The sequence below is a fragment of the Pseudonocardia sp. NPDC046786 genome, assembly GCF_040645415.1.
Taxonomy (GTDB): Bacteria; Actinomycetota; Actinomycetes; order Mycobacteriales; family Pseudonocardiaceae; genus Pseudonocardia; species Pseudonocardia kongjuensis.
The window spans coordinates 25,822-51,046 of sequence record NZ_JBEYYF010000034.1 but is presented as its reverse complement, the minus strand read 5'-3'; the positions used below and the strand labels follow the sequence as shown (position 1 = coordinate 51,046).

Here is a 25,225-nt window from a genome sequence, read left to right as displayed (position 1 = left end):
CCCGATCGTTGGGTGCTGATGACCCGCGGACACTGGACCAGCGGCGGGTCGATCTGGCGCATCAACTGCTGCAGGGCACGGTGACGGTCACCGACGTGGAGACCATCCGGGCGGCCGTCACCCAGATCCTGGCACCCCACCCGGCCGACACCACCAGCACAGCAGGTGCCGCCGACACGGCCGGTGCTGTCCGGACCGCCGGTGCAACCGGAACGGCCGGGCAGGACGCCGGAGCGGCTGGGGCAGCCGGGGCCGGTGGGGGCATCGGGCGGGTCGATCAGGTCGCCGGCGCCGCCGGATACGTCAGCCCCCCGGCCGAGATACTCGCCGAGATCGTCGCCGCCGTGCTGGCGGCACGCCCCGATCCAGGCACGGCGGTCGGACGCAAACCGCTGATCCAGGTCGTCGTCTCCCTCGACACGCTGCTCGGCGACGACCGCCCCGGCGAACTGGTCGGACACGGCCCGATCCCCGCCACCACCGCACGCGCCCTGGCCGCCGGCGGCACATGGACCCGGCTGGTGATCGACCCGCTGTCCGGAGCGGTCCGCGACCGCGGCCGCAGCACCTACACCCCACCCGAGGACATGGCCGACCTCATACGAGCCCGCGACGGCCTCTGCCGCGGACCACTGTGCAGCCGACCGATCCGCGATCTCGACCACTTCGTCCCCTGGGCCCAGGGCGGCACGACCGACACCACGAACCTGCACGGCCTGTGCCTGCACCACCACAAGCTCAAGGACGCACCCGGCTGGCAGGTCCTCGCCGCAGCCGACGGCTCACTGACCTGGATCAGCCCGTGCGGGCACCGGGAGACCACCCACCCACACGACTACCGACCCCACCTCGGCGACACGGGCACGACACTGCGCAGCAGCACTTCGCGGACCGCGACCACCGGTGACGGGGAGGCGGAACGGTCCGGCGACAGTGGGCGGAGCGAGACCACAGGGGACGGTGGCGATGACGTGCCGCCGTTCTGAGCCAGCACCGCGGGAAGGCACCGCGGGAAGGTGCCCTGGGAACGCACCGAGGGAGGCACCGGAGTGGCGCCGACATGCCCACCTGCGTGGCTGCCGATCGACTCGGGCGGCAGAGCCGACGGCTTCGAGAGTCCGCCGGAGAGCGACGCTTCCGCGGAGCGTGCCACGCGAGCGGGCCGGAGCGGCTCACGGCCGGCTCTCGTGGACGGTGCCGGATATGCCGTCACGGGTCGACGACGGCACGTCCGGGCCGTGGTTCCCGAACGCCGCGCCCGGCACGGCCGCACGAACGCGGGCTGTGGGAGAGCCGCCTGCGCGGCTGCATGAGCGCGGGCAGCGGTCGGCGTCGCCGGCGCGGCCGCACGACATGACCGGCCGCGGCCGGTGCGGCTGACGCGACCGCCGGCGCCGCCGGCGGGACCGCTGCGCCGGTGCCGGTCCTGTGGGACATATCCGCTCGTCCGGAGTGCGGTCCGTTGCTAGCGTCGACCCCATGGCACGAGGTATTTGGTCGCAGAAGGTCCGCAACGCCCGCTGACGGCGGCGCCTCACCTCTCCTTCTGATCGCGTCCGCCGTTCCGGTTCCCCGCCGGGCGGCGATCTTGTGCTGCCCGGCTCCACTGCAAGCTGCGGAGCACTTCGTGAACCACCACCCCGAACACCCTGATCTCGCCGCCGCCTACCCGGCCGACTCCGCCGCTACCGACGCCGCTGACGGCACTGCTGGCGGCACCGCGCACCTACGCGCCGACAGCGTCTCCGTGACCCGCGGGGCGCGGCGCATCCTGCACCGCCTCTCGGTCACCGTCTCCGCGCGGTCCCGGATCGCCGTCGTCGGTGAGAACGGGCGCGGCAAGACGACGCTGCTGCACGTCCTGGCCGGCATCGTCACACCGGACGAGGGACGCGTGCACCGCACCGGCACCCTCGGGCTCGCCCGGCAGGAGCTGTCCGCCCGTCCCGGCGAGACGGTGGGCACGCTGACCGCGCAGGCGCTGCTGGCGCCGCAGCGCGCACTGCGCGCGCTGGACTCGGCAACACGCGGGCTGGTCGAGGGCGTCACCGGCGCCGACGACCGGTACGCGGCCGCGTTGGACACCGCCACCCGGCTCGACGCGTGGGACGCCGAGCGCCGGCTCGACATCGCGCTGGCCGCCCTCGCCGCCTGCACCGACCGCGACCGCGAGCTGGCCACGCTCTCGGTCGGGCAGCGCTACCGGGTCCGGCTGGCGTGCCTGCTCGGTGCCCGGCACGACGTTCTGCTGCTCGACGAGCCGACCAACCATCTCGACGCCGCAGGGCTCGACTTCCTCACCGCGACGCTGCGCGAGCATCCCGGCGGGCTCGCCGTCGTCAGCCACGACCGGGCCCTGCTGCGTGCGGTCGCCGACCGGTTCCTCGATCTCGATCCGACCCGCGACGGCCTGCCCCGGCTCTACGCCGGCGGCTACGACGCCTGGCAGGACGCCCGGCGTCGGGAACGGGACCGCTGGGCCCGGGACCACGACGACCAGCGGGCCGAGCACCGCAGGCTGGCCGACGCCGTCGCCCGTGCCCGGGACCGGCTCAGCACCGGCTGGCGTCCGGAGAAGGGGACCGGGAAGCACCAGCGGCAGTCCCGGGCGCCGGGCGTCGTGCAGGCACTGAAACGGCAGCAGGAGGCGCTCGATGCGCACCGGCTCGACGTGCCGGCGCCACCGCCCTCGTTGCGGTGGCCGGAGCCCGGCGTCCGTCGCGGGGCACCACAGCTGCGGGCGCACGGGGTTGCCGTCGACGGGCGGCTGGACGGGCCGGACCGGCTCGACCTCGACGGCGGCGACCGGCTGCTGGTGACCGGACCCAACGGCGCCGGGAAGTCGACGCTGCTCGCCGTCCTGGCCGGCGTCCTCGCCCCGGACCGCGGCCACGTGTGGACCGCGGCCGGCGCGCGGATCGCGCTCCTCGGTCAGGAGACCGCGGCCTGGGACCCGGGGTTGACCGCCCGGGAGGTGCACACCCGGCACGTCGGACGGCTGGTCGACCGGGGCCTGCTCACCGACGCCGATGCGGTGCCGCTCGGGTCGCTCGGGCTGCTGGACCGGGAGGCGACGGCGGTGCCGGTCGGCCGGATGTCACAGGGGCAGCGCCGCCGCCTCGACCTGGCGCTGGCCCTCGCCGGGCGGCCCGGGGTGATCCTCCTCGACGAGCCGACCAACCACCTGTCCGCGACGCTGGTCGACGAGCTGACCGGGGCGCTGCGCGACACGGGTGCCACGGTCGTCGTCGCGACGCACGACCGGCAGCTCCTGCGTGATCTCGCGGACTGGCCGCGCCGGGAGCTCGGTGGCCCGCCGGACCGGGTCGGTCCGGCCCCTGACCGGGCGGGCGGCGTCGACCGGCCCGGCACCCGGGCGGGCTGATCACCGGGTACTGATCACTGGGTACGGCGACGGGTGACCGACCTGCCGCGGAGCGTGCCCGCGGCCGCGTCGAACCGGTCCGGCAGCCCGTCGTCGCGTGTGGATGGCGCGACGGATGAGAGCCGGATCACACAACGGATGCGAAGATGGTGTCGATCCCGGCGCGCCCCGTTCGTCAGGTGGGTGGCGGCGCCGGACCGGCCGGCGGAGCCGTACACCCGAGGGGAGCCACGATGGCCCGGTACGTGTTCCTGATGTTCGACTCCGAGGACTGGTACGACGGCGTCGACGAGCAGGGGATGGCCGACGAGATGCGGCTGCACCACGAGTTCATGGGCGCGGTGCGCGCCGCCGGGGCGAGCGTGGTCGGCGGCGAGGCGCTGGAACGCTCGTCGTCGGCCACCACGGTGCGACGCGGGAACGGTGCGACGCCGATGGTGACCGACGGGCCGTTCGCCGACACCAAGGAGGCGCTCGGCGGCTTCTACGTGATCGAGGCGGCCGATCTCGACGTCGCGTTGCGGCTCGCCGCGATCTGCCCGGCCGGCACCGTCGAGGTGCGGCCGGTGCTCGACACCGGCGACGACGACGCGGCGACCCCCTGAGCGGGGCCGGGGCCGGGGCTGCCGGGAGCGGGCCGGATGCGGCGCTGCGCCGTGCGTACCGGGAGGGGTGGCCGGTGGTGGTCGCCGCGACCGCCCGCACCACCCGCGATCTCGATCTCGCCGAGGAGTGCACGCAGGACGCGTTCGTCCGCGCCCTGGGTGCCTGGGCGGACGGTGTCCCGGACAACCCCACCGGCTGACTCACCATCACGACCCGACCGGATCGCGCTCGACCCGGCTGCGACGCGAGACGGCACTGCGCCGCCGGTTCCCGCTGCTCATCGAGCCCGGCGGGGCCCGACCCGGGCAGGACGTCGGGCCCGAGCCCGCCGATCCGCTGCGGCTGGTGTTCACCTGCTGCCACCCGGCGCCGGCCCGCGAGTCACAGATGGCGCTGACCCTGCGCCTGCTGTGCGGCGTCGACACCGCCGCGATCGCCTCGGTGCTGCTCGCCGGGGAGGCCGGCGTCGCGGCGCGGATCACCCGGGCCAAACGCAAGATCGCCTCGGCCCGGATCCCGTTCCGGATACCGGACGACGACGAGCTGCCGGCCCGCCTGGACACCGTGCTGACCGTCGTCCACCTGCTCTACACGGCCGGGCACGTCGGCTCCGGCCCACCCTGACCAGCACCGACCTGACCGGGCGGGCGTTCGGGCTGGCCCGGATGCTGGTCCGGCTGCTGCCCGGCGAGCCGGAGCCGCGGGCGCTGCTCGGGCTGCTCCTGCTCACCGAGGCACGCGCCGCGGCCCGCACCGACGGCGGCGGTGAGCTGGTGCTGCTCGACGACCAGGACCGCTCCGGCTGGGACCGCCGGATGATCGCCGAGGGACTCACCCTGGCGACGGCGGCGCTGCGTCCGGACGCCGGGCACGGACGGTTCGCGCTGCAGGCGGCCGTCGCCGGGCTGCACGCCGTTGCGCCGTCACCGGAGCGGACCGACCGGGTGCTGATCGTCACGATGTACGACGCGCTGATGCGGGTGGCACCGTCGCCGGGGACTAGAGGGCGGCGTCGAGCACCCGCCGCAGCCCGCTCTCGAACAGCGGCTCCCCGCCGCCCGGGCCGCGGACCACCGCGCCACCCAGCAGCCGGGCCAGCAGCGGGAGCTCGTCCGCCCGGCCGGACCGCTCCAGGTCCGCGACGGTCGGCAGCCGGTCACCGGCCAGCGCGGCCGCCCCGCGGACGTAGCCGTGCACCAGGTGCAGCACCTCCACCGCTGTCCCCAGCGGACGGCCGGCCCCGACGACGTGCGCGAGCAGCGTCTCCGCCCACCGGCACTCGGTCGGCCCGGCCTGCCGCGGCCCGGCCATCAGCCGCACCGCCCACGGATGCTCGGCGAGCACCTCGCGCAGCGCCGTCGCCCAGATCTCCAGCCCGAGCCGTACCGGGCAGCCGGTCAGGTCCGGCGGATCACCGAGCGCCGACTCCAGGATCAGGGCGACCAGCGCTTCCTTGCCGGGCACGTGCCGGTACAGCGACATCGGGGCGGACCCCAGCTCGCGGGCGAGCCGGGGCATCGAGACGGCGTCGAGCCCCCCGGCGTCGGCGATCTCCAGTGCGGTCGCGACGATCCGTGCCCGGTCGAGGGTGCGTCCGGGCGGCCGGGGAGGGGCCGCCCAGCGAGGGTCCTCGGAGATCGTCGACGACACCTGTTGATCATGACACGCAACGCGTGGAACCGCCTACGCACGTGGCGTAAGGCCTACGCAGCGCCGACCCGCCCGGTCCGCCGGCGCGGCACCTAGAGTGCTCCGGGTGCAGGGGTGGGAGGTCGCGGTCATCGCGCTGGCCGGGCTGTGGGCCGGACTGATCAACACCGTGGTCGGCTCCGGGACCCTGGTGACCTTCCCGGTGCTCGTCGCGCTCGGGTACCCGCCGGTGACGGCGACGACGTCGAACGCGATCGGCCTGATCTCCGGCACGATCACCGGCGCCGTCGGATACCGCAGGGAGCTGGCCGGGCACGGGCGCAGGCTCGCCGGCTACGCGGTGGCGTCGTTCCTGGGGGCGATCAGCGGTGCCGCGCTGCTGCTCTCACTGCCGCCGGACGCGTTCGAGACGATCGTGCCGGTGCTGGTGGGGCTCTCGGTGCTGCTGGTGGCGGTCCAGCCGCTGCTCTCCCGGCGGCTCAAGGAGCGCGCCGGCCCGTCCCGGGCATCCGGGCCGCTGGTGTACCTGGCGGTCTTCGCGGTCGGGATCTACGGCGGCTACTTCACCGCGGCGCAGGGGATCATGCTGGTCGGGCTGCTGGGGCTGCTGCTGTCGGACCCGCTGCAGCGGCTCAACGCGTTCAAGAACACCCTCGCCGCGGTGGTGAACCTGGTCGCGGGCGTGATCTACGCGGTGGTGGCACCGGTCGACTGGACGGTCGTCGGGATCATCGCGGCGAGCTCGATCGTCGGTGGCCTGCTGGGGGCGAAGGTGGGCAGGCGGCTGCCGCCCGCGGTGCTGCGCGGGGTGATCGTCGTGATCGGCGTCGCGGCGATCGTCTTCCTGCTGCTGGGGTAGCCCGCCGGTCACTGTCGGTGGTCCGTGCTCTGCTGGGACGCATGGACGACGACCGGGCGGCCGGGCTGGTGGCCGCGTTCGCGGCGCTGGCCGGCCGCGACATCGCCGAGGCGGAGGTGCGCGCGACCGTCGCGCACTCGCGCGCGCTGAGCCCGGCCGCGGCCAACGCGATCTGGGGCCGGTTCCGGCGGGCACCGGGGACCGTGTCGCTGCGCGACTACCTGGCGATGACGCTGCGGTTCGTCGAGCAGGACCCGCCGGCGCAGTGAGCGGGGCCCGGGGGGAGTCAGCGTTTCCGGCCGCGCGCGAAGTAGGTGATCGGGCCGGCGAAGTTCACCAGCGACGCCAGCGCCCACGCCCAGCGCGGTCCGTTCACCTCGGACGGCGAGCGCCGCGCCAGGTCCGCCCAGGCAGCCCCCAGCAGCCCCAGCTGGAGCGTCGCCGCGATCACCACCGCGATCCGGCCGGAGGTCCCCAGCTCGTTCCATCGCACCGTCGTCCGCGCCGTGGTTCGCGCCGTGGTCTGCACCGCCATGAGCCCGATCCTTGCAGACGGGAGGCACCCCGTCAGTCGCCCGGCGGGCTGGGCCTACCGTGTCAGCACGAGCGGGAGGGGACAGTCATGAGCCTGACGGGGGCGGCCGGGGCCGCGTTGCCGGCGATGATCGAGGACCTGCGCGGGTACGTCGAGATCGAGACCCCGAGCGACGACCGGCCCGCCCTGGAGAAGGGACTGTCCTGGCTGGACGGGCTGGTCGGGGACCGGCTGGGTCCGGCTGCGTCGTCGTCGCTGGTGCCCGGCGGCCGGTACGGCGACGTGCGGGTGCTGGAGTACGGCGGTACCGGCGGATCGACCGCACCCCCGGTGCTGCTGCTCGCCCACTACGACACGGTGTGGCCGCTCGGCACGCTGGACACCATGCCGTTCGCGGTGGACGGCGACCGGATCACCGGGCCGGGCGTGTTCGACATGAAGGCCGGGCTGGTCCAGGCGCTGTGGGCGGTCCGGCTCGCCCGCGTCGAGGGGCTCGCGCTGCCGCCGCTGCGGCTGCTGCTCACCGGTGACGAGGAGATCGGCTCGCCGGTTTCCCGCCCGGTGATCGAGCGGGTCGCCGAGGACGCCCGGGCCGGTCTGGTGTTCGAGGCGGCGGGGCCGGACGGGGAGGTGAAGACCGCGCGCAAGGGCGTCGGGATGTTCCGGCTCGACGTCGACGGCGTCGAGGCGCACGCCGGACTGGACCCGACGGCCGGGACGAGCGCGGTCGACGAGCTGGCCCGCGCGGTGCTGGCGCTGCACGCCGCCCGCGATCTGGACGCCGGGACCAGCGTGAACGTCGGTGTGGTCGGTGGCGGCACCCGCTCCAACGTGACCGCCGGGCACGCCTGGTGCGAGATCGACGTCCGGGTGTCCGACGACGCCGAGGCCGCCCGGATCGACGGCGTCCTGGCCGGGCTGCGCGGCCACCACCCGGAGGCGGCGCTGCGGGTCACCGGCGAGTGGAACCGTCCGGTGATGGAGCGGACACCCGCCACCGTGGAGCTCTACGGGATCGCCCGGACCGCGGCCGCCGGGATCGGCACCGACCTGGCCGAGATCGCCGTGGGCGGGGCGAGCGACGCGAACTTCCTCGCGGCCCGGGGGATCGCCGTGCTCGACGGGCTCGGGGCGCTCGGCGCCGGTGCGCACGCCCGGCACGAGCACGCGCTGGCCTCCGGGATGGTGCACCGGACCGCGCTGATCGCGGCGCTGCTGCACGCGCTGGCCTGAACGCCGCTGCACCGGCCGGTGCGCTGCTGCCGCGGACGACCGGCCGCGGACCGGGTGCCGGTGGGGTCGTCCACGCAGATCGTCAGTGCATGTACAGGCCGCCGTCGACGTTGAGCGTCTGGCCGGTCACGAACCCGGCGTCCGCGCTGATCAGGTAAGCGGCTGCGGCCGCGACGTCGCGCGGGGTGCCGATCCGCGGGAGCACGCCGTCGGCCGCCATCGCGGCCTTGCGTTCCTCGCCGAGCGTGCCGCCCATGATGTCGGTGTCGATCGGGCCCGGCGAGATCGCGTTCGCGGTCACCCCGTGCGGGCCCAGCTCGCGGGCGACCGAGCGGACCAGACCGACGATCCCGGCCTTGGCCGCGGAGTAGGGCGTCTTCGAGTAGGTGCCGCCGCCGCGCTGCGCCGACACCGACGACACCCCGACGATCCGGCCGACGCCGTGCCCGACCAGCGACCGGGCCACCCGTTGGGTGACCCAGTGGGTGCCCTCCAGGTTGACCGAGACGACCCGGCGCCACTCCGCCTCGTCGACCTCCAGGTAGGGCACCGGCGAGGACACCCCGGCGAACGCGACCAGCGCGACCAGCTGCGGCAGGTCGTCCTCCAGTGCGTCGACGGCGGCCACCGCGGCGGCCCGGTCGGCCACGTCGGCACCGATCCCGGCGGCGCGCACGCCGTGCGCGGCGGCCACCTCGGCGGCGGTCGCGACGGCCGCGTCGCCGTCGACGTCGATCAGCCCGACGTTCCAGCCGAGCCCGGCCAGGTGGAACGCGGTGGCGCGGCCGATCCCCCGCGGGGACCCGGCGCCGGTGAGGACGACGGTGCGCTCCGCGGGGAACGGCGCACTCACCGGCCGGCCTCCTGGACCGGGGGCGGGCCCAGCTCGTCGAGCAGCTGCTGCATCCGCACGTAGGCGCGGTTGCGGTAGGCGACCAGCTCCGGCACCTGGTCGGCCGGGACGTCGAGGAACCCGCCGCCGGACTTGGTGCCCAGCCGGCCGTTCTCGACGTGCTCGGCGAGCGCGGGCGGGGTGGCGAAGCGCTCCGGCCAGCGGCCCTGCAGCGACTCGAAGCAGAACTTGTAGACGTCCAGCCCGGCCATGTCGGCGATCGCGAACGGGCCGAAGAACGGCAGCCGGAAACCGAACGTGGTGCGGACGATGGTGTCGACGTCCTCGGCGTTCGCGACGCCCTCGGCGACCAGCTTCGACGCCTCCTCGAACAGCGCGTACTGCAGCCGGTTGAGCACGAAGCCGTCGGCGTCGGAGATCCGGGCCGGGTGCTTGCCGGTCGCCCGGACGATCTCCTCGACGCCGGGGACGATCGACTCGTCGGTGCCGGCGTGCGCGATCACCTCGACGCCGGGGATGAACGGCGCCGGATTGGAGAAGTGCACGCCGAGGAACCGCTCCGGGTGCTGCACCGCCTCGGCGATCCGACCGATCAGGATGGTCGAGGTGTTGGAGCCGATCACGGTCTCCGGTGCGGCCGCCGCGGAGACCCGGCGCAGCACGTCGTGCTTGATCTCGATCCGCTCCGGCACCGCCTCCTCGACGAACGTCGCGCCCTCGACGGCCTCCTCGTAGGACGCGGCGACGGTCACCCGCTCGGCGATCGTGTCCGGTGCGTGCGCGGGGAACAGCCGGTCGGCGGCGAACTGCTTCGCCTCGGCGATCAGCCGCTCCCGGTTGGCGGTGGTGGTCGCCGGGTCGACGTCGGCGATCCGGACGTGCGCGCCGGCCAGCGCCAGTACCTGGGCGATCCCGCCACCCATGTAGCCGCTGCCGATCACCGCGTGGGTTCCGGTGAGAGTCATGCTGGGTCTCCTCAGGGACGGGGGAGCAGGGTGCGCAGGTAGTCGCGGTTGGTGGCGCAGACGCCGAGCGAGTCGCCGCCGTACTGCTCCATCAGGAACGGGCCGCGGAAGCCGAGCTCGACAGCGTCCCGCACGACCTGCCGGTAGTTGATGAGCCCGAGCTCCATCGAGGTCGGCGTGGAGCTGAACCAGGAGCCGTCGCCCGCCTCGTCGCGGGTGTAGTTCTTGACGTGCCAGTAGTTGGCGTAGGGCAGCGTCCTGGCGTGCATCTCCCGCCAGTCCTCGATCGGCCGGTGCAGCCGCACGAGGTTGCCGATGTCGGGATTGAGGCCGACGTTGTCCAGGCCGATCTCCTGGATCAGCTGCACGGCGGAGTCGGCGGTGCCCAGGTAGGTGTCCTCGTACATCTCCAGTGCCATCGGCAGCCCGGCGTCCTGGGCGTGCTTGCCGAGCTCGCGCAGCCGGTCGACGGCGAACGCGCGGGTGTCGGCGTCGTCCGGGTCCTTCCAGCCGGGCGCGGTCCAGAACCACAGCGCCCGCTTCTGGGCCTCGGAGAACGGATGGTGCAGGCCGGTGGAGAACACGCTCATACCCATCTCGGCGGCGGCGTCGATGGTGCGGTGCGCGTAGTCGAGATTGCGGTCCTCCCGGCCCGGCTGCAGCACGCTCTGCCGCTGCACGTGCACCGAGATGATCGACACGCCGTGCTCCGCGGCGATCGAGAGCAGCTCGGCCCGGCGGCCCGGTTCCAGGTCGGCCGGGCGGATGTGCGAGTCGGCCAGCTCGAGCTCGGTGAAGCCGAGCGAGGCCACCTCGGCGAACAGCGCGTCCCAGCGATCGGCCGGGGCGTCGTGCAGGGCGATCCCGTCCCGGCCGACCGGGGCGAAGCCGTGCATGCACACGGCGATCGGCCAGGTGTCGGCGGTGAGATCGGGGCGAGCGGTCACGGCGGCTCCTCGGTCGCGATGGTGCGAGTCTCTTTCAGAGATCCTATAGGATTGGTAGCCACCGTCAATCGTGCGACGGACCCGGGCGGCCGGCGCTCAGTCCCCGCGTTCGAGCCGCAGCGACCGCTCGCGGACGTTCTGCAGGTGCCGGGTCATCGCCGCGACCGGCGCGTCGATCTCCCCGGAGGCGAACGCCTCGACCACCGCGGCGTGCTCGGCGACGGCCTCCTCGACGTCGGGCACGCCGCGCAGCGCGGTCTGCCGCATCCGGTGCAGCTGGGCGCCGAGCGTCTCGGACATGTCGAGCAGGTAGCGGTTCCCGCAGTGGTGCAGCAGCACGGCGTGGAAGCCGGTGTCGGCGGCGAAGTACTCGGCGGTCAGCGGCAGGTCGACCCGGCCGGCGTCGAGCGCCTCGGCCACCCGCTCGCCGATCCGGGCGTGCTGCTGCTGCGCGCGGCGCAGCTCGGCGAGCAGCTCGGGACCGGCCGGGGCGGCCATCCGGGTCGCCGTCGTCTCCAGCATCAGCCGGGCGTCGAAGAGCTCGGCGAGCTGGTCCGCGCCCAGCGGTGGCGCGACCCGGTAGCCCTTCAGCGCCTCCCGGGTGACCAGGCCGGTGCGTTCCAGCTGGACCATCGCCTCCCGCACCGGGGTGGGGGAGACGTCCAGATCGCGGGCGATCGTGTCGATCCCGAGCCGGGCGCCGGGCTCCAGCCCGCCGCTGAGCAGCAGCTCCAGGATCCGCTCGTAGACGTGGTCGCGCAGGCCGCGGCGCTCGATCCCGCCGCGCAGACCCGGGTTGGCGCTCATCGGGCCCGCGCCGCGGCCGGGCCGAGGGCCAGCACCTCGTCCAGGATGGTGCCGACCGCCGCCGGGTCGTGCGCGAACCGGCCGAGGAACATCCCGTCGACGCCGTCGGCGATCTGCGGGAGCAGGCCGGGGCCCGCGCTGCCGCCGTAGATCACCCGGGCGTCCGGCTGGCCGGCCAGGTGCTCGCGCAGTGCCGATCCCACCGCCCGAACGTGCGCCGGCGGTGCCGGTTCCGGGGCGCCGATCGCCCACGCCGGCTCGTAGGCCACCACCAGCGGCCCGGTGATCCCGGCCGTGCGGGCCGGGGCGAGTGCGTCGTCGACCTGGGCCCGCACGGCGTCCGCGGCCCGCTCCGGGGAGCCCCGCCCGGCCTCGCCGACGCACAGCACCGGGGTCAGCCCGTTGCGCAGCGCGGCGAGCGTCTTCGCAGCGACCACGGCGCCGGTCTCGCCGAAGTGCAGGCGCCGCTCGGCGTGCCCGACCTCGGCCATCGTCGCGCCGACCTCGGCCAGCACCGGTCCGGTGACCTCGCCGGTCCACGGGCCGTCGTCGTGCTCGGCGATGTCCTGGGCGCCGATCGCGATCCCGGCCGGGGCGGCGATCCCGACGGCGGCCGGGATGGTCGGGTACTGCGGCATCGCGAACAGCCGGAGCGCACCGGAGACGACGGCGTCGTGCCCGCGGGCGGTCGCCGCGACCGCGCGCAGCCAGTCCAGGGTGCGCGCGTGCGAGAACCAGGTCTTGAAGCTGATGCCGATCAGCACGTGGGTTCCTCCCGCAACCGGTGCCCGACGGTCCGCACGACCAGTGCGAACGAGACCGCCCCCGGATCGGGGGTGCCGATGCTGCGGTCCCCGTGCGATCGTGCCCGGCCCAGCCGGGCGCGCAGCTCGCGGGTCCCCTCGGCGGCCGCGGTCGCGGCGTCCGCGGCGGCCGCCCAAGCGGCGGCCAGTCCGTCCCCGGCGGCCACCCGCTCGTCCAGGGTGGCGGTGAACGGGACGATCGCGTCGACCATCGTCTTGTCCCCGACCGCGGCCCCGCCGGACTTCTCGACGGCCTGCTCGGCGGCCCGGGCCGCGTCGGCGACGATCCGCGCGTCCGGTGCGGCCCCGTCGCCCAGCGCGCCGCCGAGCGCGTCCAGCGCGGCCGCCCAGATCGCGCCGGAGGTGCCGCCGGCCCGGTCGCCCCAGGCGTCGGCGGCCCGGCGCAGCACGGTCCCGGCGCCCGCCCCGCGATCCGCCGCGTCGGCCGCGGCGTCCCGGGCGGCCCGGCCGCCGCGCTGCATGCCGATGCCGTGGTCACCGTCCCCGGCGATCCGGTCCAGCCTGCCGAGCTCGTCGGCGTGCGCGCCGAGCTCCGTGGCGACGTCGGCGAGTGCGGCCGCGATCCGCCCGCCGCAGGCGCGCGATCCCGGGCTGCCCTCGACGATCGTGGTGGCCGCCGAGGGGGCGGCCGGCGCGGCGGCGGACCGGGTCCGCTGCCCGTCGACCCGGCCGCGGCGGAACGCCGGGGTGTCGCAGGGGGCGGTCCAGAGCCGCTCCAGCTCGTCGTCGGGCCACAGCAGAGTGAGCGAGGCGCCCGCCATGTCGAAGCTGGTGCAGAACTCGCCGACCTCCGGATCGACGACGTCCAGGCCGGCCTCGGCGAGCAGCCGGTGCACGGTGCCGTAGACGACGAACAGCTCCTCGTACTTCACCGAGCCGAGCCCGTTGAGGATCGGCACGACCCGGCTGCCCGCGCCGTCCGGGATCTCCGCGAGCAGCGTGGAGACCAGCAGCTCGGCGAGCGCGGCGGCGGTCGGGACGTCGGTCTCGTCGATGCCGGGCTCGCCGTGGATGCCGAGCCCGACCGCCATCCGGTTCTCCGGCACCCGGAACAGCGGCTCGCCGGCGCCGGGCAGCGTGCAGCCGCCGAAGGCGACGCCCAGCGAGCGGGTCCGGTCGTTGGCCAGCCGGGCGACCCGCTCGACGTCGTCGAGATCGTGGCCGGCGGCGCAGGCCGCGCCGGCGACCTTGAAGACGGTGAGGTCGCCCGCGATGCCGCGGCGGTCGGCGCGCCGGTCGGACCCGGCGCTCCACACGTCGTCGGTGACGACCACGGTCCGGCAGTCCACGCCCTCGGCGCGCAGCCGCTCCTGGGCGGCGTCGAAGTTGAGCACGTCGCCCGCGTAGTTGCCGTAGGACAGCAGCACCCCGCGGCCCTGGTCGGCCTCGGCGGCGATCGAGTGCACCTGCTGGGTGGACGGCGAGGCGAAGATGCTGCCCATCGCGGCGCCGTGCGCCAGTCCCGGCCCGACCAGCCCGGCGAACGCCGGATAGTGCCCGGAGCCGCCGCCGACCACCAGCGAGACGGTCGGTCCGGGATCGGCGGTGGAGCGCACGACGCCGCCCGGGTGGGCGCGCACCCACCGGGCCGACGCGGCGGCGAAGCCCGCCGTCATCTCGGCGCCGAAGTCATCGGGGTCGTTGAACAGGCGCGTCATCGCGGTCCCATCGTCGAACGGATCGGAGACTGTGGCTCCGATAATCCTATAGGATGTGGGAAGTCCGGTCGGGTGGCTCCTTCACCGGCGTCACACGGGCACCGCGATCGAATGCCAGGGTGAGCACGAGTCCGTCGAACGACCTCCCCGCGTCCGGCCCCCCGAGCACACCCGCGCGCGACGCCGAGCGGCTCGAGCGCGCGGTGCTCGAGGTCAAGCGGGTGATCGTCGGCCAGGACCGGCTCGTCGAGCGGATGCTGGTCGGCCTGCTCGCCAGGGGGCACCTGCTGCTCGAGGGCGTCCCCGGAGTGGCCAAGACGCTCGCCGTGGAGACCTTCGCCCGCGTCGTCGGCGGCAGCTTCTCCCGCCTGCAGTTCACCCCGGACCTGGTGCCCGCCGACATCCTCGGCACCCGGATCTACCGGCAGGGGCGCGAGGAGTTCGACGTCGAGCTCGGCCCGGTCGTCGCCAACTTCGTGCTCGCCGACGAGATCAACCGGGCGCCCGCGAAGGTGCAGTCCGCGATGCTCGAGGTGATGGCCGAGCGGAAGCTCTCGCTGGCCGGGCGGGACCACCCGATGCCCGATCCGTTCCTGGTGCTGGCCACCCAGAACCCGATCGAGAACGAGGGTGTCTACCCGCTGCCCGAGGCGCAGCGCGACCGCTTCCTGTTCAAGCTGATGATCTCCTACCCGGGCGTCGAGGAGGAGCGGGAGATCATCTACCGGATGGGCTCCGAGCCGCCGACCGGAACCCAGGTGCTCACCCCGGCCGAGCTGGTCCGCCTGCAGCGCACCGCCGCCGACGTGTTCGTGCACCACGCGCTGGTCGACTACGTGGTGCGCCTGGTCGTCGCGACCCGGCTGCCGGACGAGCACGGCCTGTCGGATGTCGCGTCCTGGATCGCCTACGGCGCCTCGCCGCGCGCCTCGCTCGGCATCGTCTCCGGTGCCCGGGCGCTGGCCCTGGTCCGCGGCCGCGACTACGTGCTCCCGCAGGACGTGCTGGAGGTCGCGCCGGACGTGCTGCGGCACCGGCTGGTGTTGTCCTACGACGCCGTCGCCGATCAGGTCCCGGTCGACCACATCGTCTCCCGGGTGCTGCAGACCGTGCCGTTGCCGCAGGTCAGCGCGCGCCCCGGCGGGGCGGGGCAGGGTCCGGCGTGACGGCAGGCCCGGACGGCGGGCAGGCCCGGCTGGAGGCGTCGCTGCGCACCCTGGAGCTGACCGTCCGCCGCCGGCTGGACGGGCTGCTGCAGGGCAACCACACCGGCCTGCTGCCGGGGCCCGGCGGGGAGCCGGGGGAGGCGCGGCCCTACCAGCCCGGCGACGACGTCCGCCGGATGGACTGGTCGGTGACCGCCCGCACCACCGCGCCGCACGTGCGGGACACCGTCGCCGATCGCGAGCTGGAGACCTGGGCGGCCGTCGACCTGTCCCGCAGCCTCGACTTCGGGACCGCCGACACCGACAAGCGGCACCTGGTGCTGGCCGCGCTGACCGCCGTCGCCCAGCTGACCGCCGGCGGCGGGAACCGGCTCGGGGCCGTCGTCGGCAACGGCGCGGAGATCGTGCGGCTGCCCGCGCGCGGCGGCCTGGTGCACGCCCGCGGGCTGGTCCGGCGGGTCGCGACCACGCCGACCGCCCCGGACGGCGTGCGCGGCGATCTCGGCGCCGTGCTGGACCAGCTGCGCCGCCCGCCGCGCCGCCGCGGCCTGGTCGCGGTGCTCTCGGACTTCCTCGGCGAGCCGGTGTGGGAGCGGTCGCTGCGCGCCCTGTCCGGCCGGCACGACCTGCTCGCGATCGAGGTCGTCGATCCGCGCGAGCTGGAGCTGCCCGACGTCGGCACCGTCGTGCTGGCCGATCCGGAGACCGGCCGGCAGCGCGAGGTCGCCACCACACCGCTGTTGCGCCGGGAGTTCGCCGCCGCCGCCTCCGCGCACCGGGACCGGGTCGCCGACGTGCTGCGCCGCTGCGGCGCCGCGCACCTCACGCTGCGCACCGACCGGGACTGGGTGGCCGACATCGTCCGCTTCGCCGTGGCCCGCAGGCACGCCTGGGCGGGCGCCGGGAGGGCGCCGGCATGAGGTTCGCGACACCCTGGTGGCTGCTCGGGCTGCTGATCGTCGCTGCGCTGGCCGCCGGGTACGTGTGGCTGCTGCGCCGGCGCCGCCGCGACGTCGTCCGGTTCACCAACCTGGAGCTGCTGGAGACCGTCGCGCCGCGTCGCCCCGGGCGCTGGCGGCACGTCCCGGCGATCGCGATGATCACCGCGCTGGCCGTGCTGACCGTCGCGCTGGCCGGGCCGCAGGCGATGGCGAAGGTCCCGCGCAACCGGGCCACGGTGATGCTGGTGATCGACGTCTCGCTGTCGATGAAGGCGACCGACGTGGCCCCGACCCGGCTGGCCGCCGCGCAGTCGGCGGCCAAGCAGTTCGCCGACCAGCTGACCCCCGGCGTCAACCTGGGGCTGGTCTCGTTCGCCGGGACCGCCGCGGTGCTGGTCTCGCCGACCACCGAGCGGCCCGCGGTGAAGAACGGCGTCGACAACCTGCAGCTCGCCGAGTCGACCGCGACCGGTGAGGCGATCTTCACCGCGATGCAGGCGATCGACACGTTCTCCCGGTCGCTGCAGGGCGGCCCGGACGCCGAGGGCGTGCCGCCGCCGGCCCGGATCGTGCTGCTCTCCGACGGCACCCAGACGGTGCCCGGGCCGGACGGCGAGAACGAGCCGCGCGGCTCCTTCACCGCCGCGTCGGAGGCCGCCGAGCGCGGCATCCCGGTCTCCACGATCTCGTTCGGCACCAGCTACGGCACGATCGAGCTGGACGGCGGCCGGACCCCGGTCGCCGTCGACGACGCCTCGATGGAGCGCATCGCGCAGCTCTCCGGCGGGCGGTTCTTCACCGCCGCCACCGAGTCCGAGCTGCGCGCGGTGTACTCCGACCTGTCCGAGGAGCTCGGCTACGAGGAGCGCGAGGTCGATGCCAGCCGGCCGTGGCTGATCGGCGGTTTCGCGCTGCTGATCGGCGGGCTGGCCGCCGGGATCCTGCTCGGCAGGCGGCTGCCGTGAGCTTCGTCCCCACGCGGGGTCCGCGGTACCGGTCGGTAGTGCGTTAGGTTCACCCCCCGTGGGACGCAGCGTGCTCGTGACCGGAGGAAACCGCGGCATCGGCCTGGCGATCGCGACGGCGTTCGCGGCCCAGGGCGACCAGGTGGCGGTGACCTACCGCTCCGGGAAGGACGGTCTGCCCGACGATCTGCTGCCGGTGCACTGCGACGTGACCGACGCCGACTCGGTGGACGCCGCCTTCACCGAGGCCGAGGCCGCGCACGGCCCGGTCGAGGTGCTGGTCTCCAACGCCGGGATCACCGACGACGGCCTGCTCATGCGGATGAGCGAGGAGTCGTTCACCACGGTCGTCGACGCCAACCTGACCGCGGCCTACCGGGTCGCCAAGCGCGCCTCGCGCGGGATGCTGAGGGCGAAGGGCGGCCGGATGGTCTTCGTGTCGTCGGTGGTCGGGCTGTCCGGCTCCGCGGGGCAGGTCAACTACGCCGCGTCGAAGTCCGGGCTGGTCGGGCTGGCCCGCTCGGTCGCCCGCGAGCTCGGCAGCCGCGGGATCACCGCGAACGTGGTCGCCCCCGGCTTCGTCGACACCGACATGACCCGGGCGCTCGGCGAGAAGCGCCGCGCCGAGATCCTCGGCACCATCCCGCTGGCCCGCTACGCAGACCCGGACGAGGTCGCCTCCGTCGTCACCTTCCTCGCCTCGCCCGGCGCCGGGTACGTCACCGGGGCGGTCGTCCCGGTCGACGGCGGCCTCGGCATGGGCCACTAGAAGCACACCCCCCGAAAGGACGTCATGGGACTGCTCGACGGCAAGCGGCTGCTGATCACCGGGGTGATCACCGACGCCTCGCTGGCCTTCCACTCCGCCAAGATCGCCCAGGAACAGGGTGCCGAGGTGGTGCTCACCGGCTTCGGCCGGATGCGGCTGGTCGAGCGGATCGCCCAGCGGCTGCCGAAGCCGGCCCCGGTCGTCGAGCTGGACGTGTCGGACTCCGAGCAGCTCGCCACCCTGGTCGAGCGGATCAGCCCGCACCTGGGCGACGAGCCGCGCCTGGACGGCGTGCTGCACTCGATCGGCTTCGCCCCGCCCGGGGCGCTCGGTGAGGGCGCCTTCCTGAAGGCCGAGTGGGCGGACGTGGCCACCACCATCCAGGTCAGCGCCTACTCGCTGAAGTCGCTGGCGGTGGCCTGCAAGCCGCTGCTCGGGCCGGGCAGCTCGATCGTCGGGATGGACTTCGACAACCGGCAGGCGTGGCCGGCCTACGACTGGATGGGCGTCGCGAAGTCGGCCCTCGAGTCGGTCACCCGCTACCTGGCCCGCGACCTGGGGCCTGACGGCATCCGGGTCAACCTGGTCGCGGCCGGCCCGGTGAAGACGATGGCCGCCAAGTCCATCCCGGGCTTCGGCGCGTTCGAGGACGTGTGGGACAAGCGGGCGCCGCTGGGCTGGGACATGAACGACCCGGTGCCGGTGGCGAAGACCGTGTGCGCGGTGCTGTCCGACTGGCTGCCCACGACCACCGGCTCGATGGTCATGGCGGACGGCGGCGTGCACGCGGTGGGTGTCTAATCGGGGGGTGCCCGAACAGCCCCGCCACGAACAGCCCCGCCACGAACGGGGCTGCCCCGATCCCGACGCCGTCCTGGTGCTCTCCTTCGGCGGCCCGGAGGCCCCCGACGAGGTCCGGCCGTTCCTGGAGAACGTGACCCGGGGCCGCGGGGTGCCCCCGGAACGCCTGGACGCGGTGGAGGAGCACTACCAGCACTTCGGCGGGGTCTCCCCGATCAACGCCCGCAACCGGGAGCTGGTCGCGGCGATCGCGGCCCGCACCCCGTTGCCGGTCTACTTCGGCAACCGCAACTGGCACCCGTTCGCCGAGGACACCGTGCGGGACATGGCCCGGGACGGCGTCCGGCGGGCGCTGGTGTTCGCCACCAGCGCCTACGGCGGCTACTCGGCGTGCCGGCAGTACCATGAGGACATCGCCCGCGCCCGGGACGCGGTCGGGCCGTCGGCGCCGGAGCTGGTGAAGCTGCGGCACTTCCACGACCATCCGGAGTTCGTACGCGCCAACGCCGACGCCGTCCGGGCGGCGCTGGACCGGCTGCCCGCCGGGCAGCGCGCCGGGGCGCGGCTGGTGTTCACCGCGCACTCGGTCCCGAACGCCGCCGACGCCGCCGCCGGGACCCCGGCGGAGGGCGGGCACCGGTACTCCCGACAGGTCGCCGAGGCGTCCGCGCTGGTTGCCGCGGAGCTCGGCATCGAGGACTTCGACGTCGTCTGGCAGTCCCGCTCCGGCCCGCCGCAGGTGCCGTGGCTGGAGCCGGACGTGGTCGACCACATCGACGACCTGCACGCCAAGGGCGTGCCGGCGGTCGTCGTCGCGCCGGTGGGGTTCGTGTCCGATCACGTCGAGGTCATCTGGGACCTGGACAACGAGGCCGCCGAGCGGGCCGCCGGGCACGGCATGGGGTTCGCCAGGGCGGCGACCGCCGGGCCGGACCCGCGGTTCGCCGACATGGTGATCGAGCTGGTCGCCGAGCACGCGCACGCGGCCGCCCCGCGCCGGCTCGGCAGCGTCCCGGCCGCCGGGTGCACCGCGAACGGCGCCCCGTGCGCGGTGGACTGCTGCGTGCCCCAGCGTCGCCCGGCCCGGCCGGCCTGAGCCGGGGCGGGCCGGGCGCCGATCGGGATCAGCTGCGGCGGATCCGGGCCAGGTGCGCCGGCTCGTCCACCCGGGTGCCGGCGGGCCTGCCGATGGACGGCGCGAGCGCGCCGGTGACGACGCCCCGGTAGGTCGTCCGCTGCACGGCCTCGACGGTCCAGTCCGGCCCGCCGAACGCGGTCCGGATCTCCGACTCGTCGATCACCGGGCCGAACTCGGGGCCGTCCCCGGCCCGGGCCAGCGCGAGCAGGTGCACGACGCCGCCGGGGCGCACCAGGCCGGCCAGTCCCCGGGCGTAGCGGAGCTGGTCGCCGGGATCGAAGACGTGGAACAGGGCGCTGTCCAGGACCGTGTCGAAGGTGCCCAGCCCTGCCGGGTCGAGCGCGTCGGCGACGGTGAACCGGGCGTCCACCCCGGCCGCGGCGGCCCGCGCGGTGGCGCGTTCCACGGCGCTCGCGGACGCATCCGCGCCGAGTACGTCGAGCCCGCGGCGGGCCAGCAGGATCGTGTGCTCGCCCGCCCCACAGCCCAGGTCGAGGGTGCGGCCGGTGATCAGCCCGGCATCGGCGAGCGCGACGACGGCCGGTTGCGGCCCGCCGATCACCCAGGGCGGATCGCCGTCCCGGTAGGCCCGGTCGAAGGTGGTGACGGATGGTGTGACGTCCATGTGTGCTCCCTTCCGCGATCCAGGCTGGTAACTGAAGTGCGGTCGAGGTCAAGGCGGCGGCGCGGTGTGACTCCGACAACCCGTTTCGCCCCGAAGTTGAGATTTGTCCGGATGTTCGGTGGGCTGTGCGACCATGTCGCCTCCCCACGACGGGGCCACGAGCCCGCCGGTCCCCGACGCTCTCGCCGCGCCCTCGCAACCCGGGCTGCTCGGCGCGGTCGAGGACGCCATCAACTCGGTCTTCGATCCGGTCGCCTCGACCCTGTCCAGCATCGTGTTCTTCGAGGTCTCGCTGTTCGGGGCCGCGTTCCCGCTGATCGTCGCCTGGCTGGTGCTCGCCGGGGTGATCTTCACCCTGTACTTCGGGTTCATCCAGTTCCGGTCCTGGTCGCTGGCGATCACGATCGTGCTCGGGAAGTACACCCGCAAGGACGAGCCGGGGGAGGTCAGCCACTTCCAGGCGCTGACATCGGCGATGTCCGGCACGGTGGGCCTGGGCAACATCGCGGGCGTCGGCCTCGCGGTGACCCTCGGCGGCCCCGGCGCCACATTCTGGATGATCATCGCCGGGCTGCTCGGGATGGTCACGAAGTTCGTCGAGTGCACCCTGGGTGTCAAGTACCGGGAGACGCACGCCGACGGCACCGTGTCCGGCGGACCCATGCACTACCTGCGGCGCGGTGTCGCCGAGCGGATCCCGAACCGGTTCGGGAGGATCGTCGGCTCGGCGCTGGCCGGCGGTGCCGCCGTGACCATCCTGCTCTTCGGTGTGGCCGGCGGGAACATGTTCCAGGCCAACCAGACCTACGCCCAGCTGCGCGACGTGACCGGCGGCGACGACGGCATGCTCGGCAGCGCCGGTGCCGCCCTGGTCTTCGGCCTGATCCTGGCCGCGGTGGTCGGCGCCGTCGTGATCGGCGGGATCAAGTCCATCGGCCGGGTCACCTCCCGGCTGGTGCCCGCGATGGCGATCATGTACTGCCTGGCCTGCCTGGTGGTGATCGCGGTGAACGTCGCCGAGATCCCGAACGCGGTCGGCATGATCGTGTCCGGCGCGTTCACCCCGGAGGGCGTCGCGGGCGGTGCGCTCGGCGCGCTGATCGTCGGCTTCCAGCGGGCCGCGTTCTCCAACGAGGCCGGTCTCGGGTCGGCGCCGATCGCGCACTCCGCGGTGAAGACGAAGGACCCGGTCACCGAGGGCTACGTCGCGCTGCTGGAGCCGTTCATCGACACCGTGATCATCTGCACCATGACGGCGCTCGCGATCACCATGGCGAGCACCCAGTTCTACGCGACCGCCCGGGAGGAGGCGTACCTCTCCGGCGGGTCCGAGGTGGCCGACGGGGTCACCGTCACCTCCGACGCGTTCGCCTCGGTGCTGCCCTGGTTCCCCTGGGTGCTGGCGCTGGCCGTGATGCTGTTCGCGGTCTCCACGATGATCACCTGGGGCTACTACGGGCAGAAGGCGTGGTCGCACCTGTTCGGGCGCAGCCTGCTGAGCGAGCGGATCTACTTCACGATCTACTGCGCGTTCGCGGTGATCGGCTCGGTGCTGACCCTGGGCGCGGTCGTCGACTTCGTCGACGCGGTGCTGTTCCTGCTGGCCCTGTTCAACATCGCCGGGCTGTACCTGCTGGCACCGGTGGTGAAGCGCGAGGTCCGGGCGTTCCGGGCGAAGCTGCGCAGCGGTGAGGTGCGCGAGCTGGAGCCCTCCGAGCGGGCCTGACCGCTCCGGTCCCCGCCTCGTCCCCGGCTCGTCACCGGTCCGTCCCCGGATCGGTGACGAGGCCGGTGACCAGGTCGGCCGCGCTGCCCGCGCGGGAGCGCAGCGACCGGTCGTAGTGCCGGGTGGTGGCGATGCTCGCGTGCCCGACGTCGGCCTGCACGTGCTGGATCGGTGCGCCGGCCTCCAGTGCGAGGGTCACGTAGGCGTGCCGCAGGGCGTGCGGGTGCACCCGGTCCGCGACGTCGGCGAGCTCCGGGCCGCCGTTGCGGGCGATCCGGCGCAGCAGCAGGTAGAGATCGTGCCGGGAGCAGCGGCCGCCGTCGCGGGTCGCCAGCATCGCCGAGCGCCCCGCCCCGCCGCCGCGCACCGGCAGCGCGGCGCCGTACTCGCGGTCGCGCAGCAGCAGGTACCCGGTGAGTGCGTCCACGCAGGCGTCGCCGGGGAACACCTCACGCACGGTGCCGCCCTTGCCGCGCACCCGCAGCACCCGCTCGCCGCCGGAGACCACCAGGTCGTCCCGGTCCAGGCCGGTGATCTCGGAGATCCGCAGGCCCAGGCTGAGCAGCGCGACGAACGCGACCGCCCGGCGGGCGTAGAGCTCGCGGTGCCGGGTCCGGTTGGGCAGCGCCGCCGCGGACGTCCACAGTGCCCGGACCTGGGCGGCGGTCAGCCGGATCGTCGGGGACGGGTCGCGGGAAGTGCCGGTCAGGCCGAGCCGCCCGCGGTGCAGGGCCGCCGGGTTCCCGTCGACGACGCCGTGCTCGGCCAGGAACGCGTAGAACGCCGACACCGTCGACAGCATCCTGGCCCGGGTGCGCTTGCCGGCACCCGCCGCGTCGAGCGTGTGCAGCCAGGTGGTCACGTGCGCGGCGGTCACCTGCCGCGGGTCCAGCGCGTGGCCCGCACACCAGCGGAAGAACGCCAGGTGGTGCAGCCGTCCGCGACGGGCCGGCGGGGGAGCGGTGCTGTCGGGCCGGGCCGGTGTCCGCGGCCCGGCACCGGTGACGGCGTCGGCCCAGCCGGGCGGCAGGCCGAGCGCGTAGGCGTAGGTACGCCGGGTCTGCGCGGTGCCGTACCCGGCCAGCCAGCGGGCGACGAGCGCGCGCAGCGCGGCCGGATCGTCGACACCGGGCCAGTCGGCGCCCGGCCGGTCGGCGGCCCGGTCGGTGCCGGGCCGGTGGGTGCCGGCTTCCGGGCCCGGCGGTGGCGGGTCGGTGCGCCCGCGGAGTGCGGCGAGCACGAGTGCGGCGGGATCGCTCATCGCCGCCGATCGTGCCGGAGACCCGGACCGGCACGGCGTACCGACACGGCGGGCCCACCGTCCGCGCCCGGGGCCGAGGTCCGGTTCGCGTGTTCACCGACGAGGCCCTGCGCGCGGTCGCGGTCGCGCTGCGCGACGCGCTCCCGCCGTCCGACGGCCTCGCCGCCCGGTTCGGCGGCGAGGAGTTCGTGGTGCTGCTCCCGGGGGGTCGCCGCCGGCGGGGCCCGGTCGGTGGCCGAGCGGATCGCGGTGCGCGTCCGGTCGCTTCGAGCCCCGGACGCGTCCTGAGCGCTCACCCGTCCAGCGCGTAGCTGCGGACCCAGTCCACCTCGAGCTGCGCCGGCCGGTACGGGCCGGTGCCGTGGAAGCCGTCGAGCTGGATCTTCAGCGCACCGGACGGCATGCCCTGGATGTCCGACCGGCCCGGCCCGGCCCCGCCGGAGAAGCGGAACCACTCCACGCCGTCGATGAAGCCGCGCACGTGCTGCGGGGTCCATTCGACGGCGACGTTGTGCCACTCCGACAGCGGCGCGCCGCAGTCGGACTCGCGGGCGAACTCCTGCTGCACCGGGCCCGGCTCGTGCGGGTAGTGGATGAACGCCTCGGCGCACGGGGCGCCGGGGGAGCCGTTCTCCAGGAAGTCGTACTCGCCGTCCTGGGGCCACCGGTTCGACGACGGCCAGATGATCAGCACCGGGTGGTAGCGGTGCGCGGCGGTGCCGGTGTCACTGGAGCGCACCCGCATCTCCCAGCGGCCGTACCGCTGGTCGAGCCGGGACCCGAGCCATCCGGTGTCGCCGTTCGCGAGGCCGGTCTGGATCAGCCTGCCGTCCCGGACGGTGGACCGGCCCGCGCAGCGGCGGCCGTTGCCGTCGTGGCCGGGCCAGCACTCGGCCGCGGCGACCCACTTCTCCGGGGAGGGCGGGCCGGTGTAGTCGAACTCGTCGCTGCCCAGCGGGATCGGGGTGCCCCAGCCGTGCCGAGCGGCGGCGGTGCTCGCGCCGGGATCCGGTCCGGGCCCCGGCTCCGGTTCGGGCTCCGGGTCCGGGCCGGGGCCCGGTGGGACGCCGGGGGCCGGTGGATGGGCCGCCAGCCAGTCGAGACCGGCGGTGATCTGCGCCTGACCGGCGGTGATCTGCGCCTGACCGGCGGTGAGCTGCGCCTGACCGGCGGTGAGCTGCGCCTGACCCGCGGTGAGCTGGTCCTGCCCGGCGGCGACCTGTGCCCGGCCCGCGGTGACCGCGGCGACGGCCTGCTCCTGCGAGCTGATCGGCGGCGGATCCTCCTGTGCCGCAGCCTCCGTGGTGCCGAACCCGACCGTCCCGGCCCCGATCATGAGGGCGGCGGCACCCCCGGCCAGCGCGCGACGCCAGGTCACGACGCCACCGGTGGCGCCGTGACCGCCCGGCGTCGACCCGGCGACCCGATCGGGTCCGTTCCGTGCCGGACGCCGGAGCGTCCGGGCAGCACAGCAGTACCCTGGTGCATGTCGACTCCTGAGGTCGGCAGTC

At 74.8% G+C, this 25,225-nt stretch carries 26 protein-coding genes and 2 pseudogenes; 17 read left to right on the top strand and 11 right to left on the bottom strand.

Annotation, left to right across the window (positions count from 1 at the left end; translation table 11 throughout):
- The 6 genes and pseudogenes from ABZ881_RS28365 to ABZ881_RS28340 all read left to right on the top strand — a co-directional run.
- The coding region (locus ABZ881_RS28365; RefSeq protein ID WP_358488734.1) for an HNH endonuclease signature motif containing protein at positions 1-986 on the top strand (986 nt) is incomplete at its 5' end.
- Between the two features lie 761 nt (positions 987-1,747).
- Entirely contained in the window at positions 1,748-3,385 is a 1,638-nt protein-coding gene (locus ABZ881_RS28360; RefSeq protein ID WP_358488737.1) for an ATP-binding cassette domain-containing protein, read from the top strand.
- A gap of 233 nt (positions 3,386-3,618) precedes the next feature.
- Positions 3,619-3,990, top strand: coding sequence for a YciI family protein (locus tag ABZ881_RS28355; protein WP_358488733.1), 372 nt, complete (start codon positions 3,619-3,621; stop codon positions 3,988-3,990).
- A gap of 77 nt (positions 3,991-4,067) precedes the next feature.
- Complete coding sequence (locus ABZ881_RS28350; protein WP_358488731.1) at positions 4,068-4,190, top strand: hypothetical protein; 123 nt, start codon at positions 4,068-4,070, stop codon at positions 4,188-4,190.
- A gap of 146 nt (positions 4,191-4,336) precedes the next feature.
- The gene (locus ABZ881_RS28345) at positions 4,337-4,615 is read left to right on the top strand and encodes a hypothetical protein (RefSeq protein ID WP_358488730.1); all 279 of its coding nucleotides are present in this window, start codon (positions 4,337-4,339) and stop codon (positions 4,613-4,615) included.
- Positions 4,616-4,656: 41 nt separating this feature from the next.
- A pseudogene (locus ABZ881_RS28340) lies at positions 4,657-4,782 on the top strand (DUF6596 domain-containing protein); the annotation flags it as partial.
- A gap of 208 nt (positions 4,783-4,990) precedes the next feature.
- Here the strand turns inward: ABZ881_RS28340 and ABZ881_RS28335 are convergent.
- Complete coding sequence (locus tag ABZ881_RS28335) at positions 4,991-5,641, bottom strand: TetR/AcrR family transcriptional regulator (protein ID WP_358488728.1); 651 nt, start codon at positions 5,639-5,641, stop codon at positions 4,991-4,993.
- A 106-nt stretch (positions 5,642-5,747) separates the two neighbouring features.
- Between ABZ881_RS28335 and ABZ881_RS28330 the strand changes: the two genes are divergently transcribed.
- Together ABZ881_RS28330 and ABZ881_RS28325 are read left to right on the top strand one after the other, a co-directional pair.
- A complete protein-coding gene (locus tag ABZ881_RS28330) occupies positions 5,748-6,500 on the top strand; it encodes a sulfite exporter TauE/SafE family protein (RefSeq protein ID WP_358488727.1) in 753 nt (250 codons plus the stop codon).
- Between the two features lie 41 nt (positions 6,501-6,541).
- Positions 6,542-6,769: a hypothetical protein gene (locus ABZ881_RS28325; protein WP_344017390.1), complete on the top strand. Its 228-nt coding sequence runs from the start codon at positions 6,542-6,544 to the stop codon at positions 6,767-6,769.
- A gap of 17 nt (positions 6,770-6,786) precedes the next feature.
- On the opposite strand, the gene ABZ881_RS28320 is transcribed toward ABZ881_RS28325, so the two are convergent.
- Positions 6,787-7,035 carry a PLDc N-terminal domain-containing protein gene (locus ABZ881_RS28320; RefSeq protein WP_358488726.1) on the bottom strand — a complete coding sequence of 83 codons (249 nt, stop codon included), beginning with the start codon at positions 7,033-7,035 and terminating at the stop codon, positions 6,787-6,789.
- A gap of 87 nt (positions 7,036-7,122) precedes the next feature.
- Between ABZ881_RS28320 and ABZ881_RS28315 the strand changes: the two genes are divergently transcribed.
- A complete protein-coding gene (locus tag ABZ881_RS28315; protein WP_358488724.1) occupies positions 7,123-8,268 on the top strand; it encodes a M20/M25/M40 family metallo-hydrolase in 1,146 nt (381 codons plus the stop codon).
- A gap of 82 nt (positions 8,269-8,350) precedes the next feature.
- Here ABZ881_RS28315 and ABZ881_RS28310 read toward each other — a convergent pair whose 3' ends face one another.
- The 6 genes from ABZ881_RS28310 to ABZ881_RS28285 form a co-directional block, all read right to left on the bottom strand.
- Entirely contained in the window at positions 8,351-9,121 is a 771-nt protein-coding gene (locus ABZ881_RS28310; protein WP_358488723.1) for an SDR family oxidoreductase, read from the bottom strand.
- Positions 9,118-10,086, bottom strand: coding sequence for a 3-hydroxyacyl-CoA dehydrogenase family protein (locus tag ABZ881_RS28305; protein WP_358488722.1), 969 nt, complete (start codon positions 10,084-10,086; stop codon positions 9,118-9,120). Before ABZ881_RS28305 ends, ABZ881_RS28310 begins: the two co-directional genes overlap by 4 nt.
- An 11-nt stretch (positions 10,087-10,097) precedes the next feature.
- Positions 10,098-11,033 carry a sugar phosphate isomerase/epimerase family protein gene (locus ABZ881_RS28300; protein WP_358488720.1) on the bottom strand — a complete coding sequence of 312 codons (936 nt, stop codon included), beginning with the start codon at positions 11,031-11,033 and terminating at the stop codon, positions 10,098-10,100.
- A gap of 96 nt (positions 11,034-11,129) precedes the next feature.
- The gene (locus tag ABZ881_RS28295) at positions 11,130-11,840 is read right to left on the bottom strand and encodes a GntR family transcriptional regulator (RefSeq protein WP_358488719.1); all 711 of its coding nucleotides are present in this window, start codon (positions 11,838-11,840) and stop codon (positions 11,130-11,132) included.
- The gene (locus ABZ881_RS28290) at positions 11,837-12,604 is read right to left on the bottom strand and encodes a triose-phosphate isomerase family protein (protein WP_358488718.1); all 768 of its coding nucleotides are present in this window, start codon (positions 12,602-12,604) and stop codon (positions 11,837-11,839) included. The genes ABZ881_RS28295 and ABZ881_RS28290 overlap by 4 nt, the downstream gene beginning before the upstream one ends.
- Positions 12,598-14,322, bottom strand: a complete 1,725-nt coding sequence (locus ABZ881_RS28285; protein ID WP_358488716.1) for a dihydroxyacetone kinase family protein — start codon at positions 14,320-14,322, stop codon at positions 12,598-12,600. Before ABZ881_RS28285 ends, ABZ881_RS28290 begins: the two co-directional genes overlap by 7 nt.
- A gap of 119 nt (positions 14,323-14,441) precedes the next feature.
- Here ABZ881_RS28285 and ABZ881_RS28280 point away from each other — a divergent pair, with 119 nt between their 5' ends.
- The 6 genes from ABZ881_RS28280 to ABZ881_RS28255 are packed head-to-tail and all read left to right on the top strand — an operon-like array spanning position 14,442 to position 20,060.
- Complete coding sequence (locus tag ABZ881_RS28280; RefSeq protein ID WP_358488715.1) at positions 14,442-15,488, top strand: MoxR family ATPase; 1,047 nt, start codon at positions 14,442-14,444, stop codon at positions 15,486-15,488.
- The gene (locus ABZ881_RS28275) at positions 15,485-16,408 is read left to right on the top strand and encodes a DUF58 domain-containing protein (RefSeq protein ID WP_358488714.1); all 924 of its coding nucleotides are present in this window, start codon (positions 15,485-15,487) and stop codon (positions 16,406-16,408) included. Before ABZ881_RS28280 ends, ABZ881_RS28275 begins: the two co-directional genes overlap by 4 nt.
- On the top strand, positions 16,405-17,394 hold the full coding sequence (locus ABZ881_RS28270) for a VWA domain-containing protein (RefSeq protein WP_344017402.1): 990 nt from the start codon (positions 16,405-16,407) through the stop codon (positions 17,392-17,394). The genes ABZ881_RS28275 and ABZ881_RS28270 overlap by 4 nt, the downstream gene beginning before the upstream one ends.
- Before the next feature lie 58 nt (positions 17,395-17,452).
- Positions 17,453-18,163 (top strand): 3-oxoacyl-ACP reductase FabG, encoded by a 711-nt coding sequence (gene fabG / locus ABZ881_RS28265; protein WP_344017403.1) that lies wholly within the window; start codon positions 17,453-17,455, stop codon positions 18,161-18,163.
- Positions 18,164-18,187: 24 nt separating this feature from the next.
- Positions 18,188-18,964 (top strand): enoyl-ACP reductase FabI, encoded by a 777-nt coding sequence (gene fabI, locus ABZ881_RS28260; protein WP_344017404.1) that lies wholly within the window; start codon positions 18,188-18,190, stop codon positions 18,962-18,964.
- A gap of 7 nt (positions 18,965-18,971) precedes the next feature.
- Entirely contained in the window at positions 18,972-20,060 is a 1,089-nt protein-coding gene (locus ABZ881_RS28255) for a ferrochelatase (protein WP_358488713.1), read from the top strand.
- 28 nt (positions 20,061-20,088) lie between these two features.
- Here ABZ881_RS28255 and ABZ881_RS28250 read toward each other — a convergent pair whose 3' ends face one another.
- Complete coding sequence (locus ABZ881_RS28250) at positions 20,089-20,727, bottom strand: class I SAM-dependent methyltransferase (RefSeq protein ID WP_358488712.1); 639 nt, start codon at positions 20,725-20,727, stop codon at positions 20,089-20,091.
- A gap of 133 nt (positions 20,728-20,860) precedes the next feature.
- On the opposite strand from ABZ881_RS28250, the gene ABZ881_RS28245 reads away from it, so the two are divergent.
- Complete coding sequence (locus ABZ881_RS28245; protein WP_358488711.1) at positions 20,861-22,453, top strand: alanine/glycine:cation symporter family protein; 1,593 nt, start codon at positions 20,861-20,863, stop codon at positions 22,451-22,453.
- A 31-nt stretch (positions 22,454-22,484) separates the two neighbouring features.
- On the opposite strand, the gene ABZ881_RS28240 is transcribed toward ABZ881_RS28245, so the two are convergent.
- Positions 22,485-23,714, bottom strand: coding sequence for a tyrosine-type recombinase/integrase (locus ABZ881_RS28240; protein WP_358488710.1), 1,230 nt, complete (start codon positions 23,712-23,714; stop codon positions 22,485-22,487).
- Between the two features lie 107 nt (positions 23,715-23,821).
- Between ABZ881_RS28240 and ABZ881_RS28235 the strand changes: the two are divergent.
- Positions 23,822-23,920: pseudogene (locus ABZ881_RS28235) on the top strand (diguanylate cyclase); the annotation flags it as partial.
- An 86-nt stretch (positions 23,921-24,006) separates the two neighbouring features.
- Here ABZ881_RS28235 and ABZ881_RS28230 read toward each other — a convergent pair.
- The gene (locus tag ABZ881_RS28230) at positions 24,007-25,092 is read right to left on the bottom strand and encodes a glycoside hydrolase family 16 protein (RefSeq protein WP_358488709.1); all 1,086 of its coding nucleotides are present in this window, start codon (positions 25,090-25,092) and stop codon (positions 24,007-24,009) included.
- Positions 25,093-25,225 lie beyond the last annotated feature (133 nt).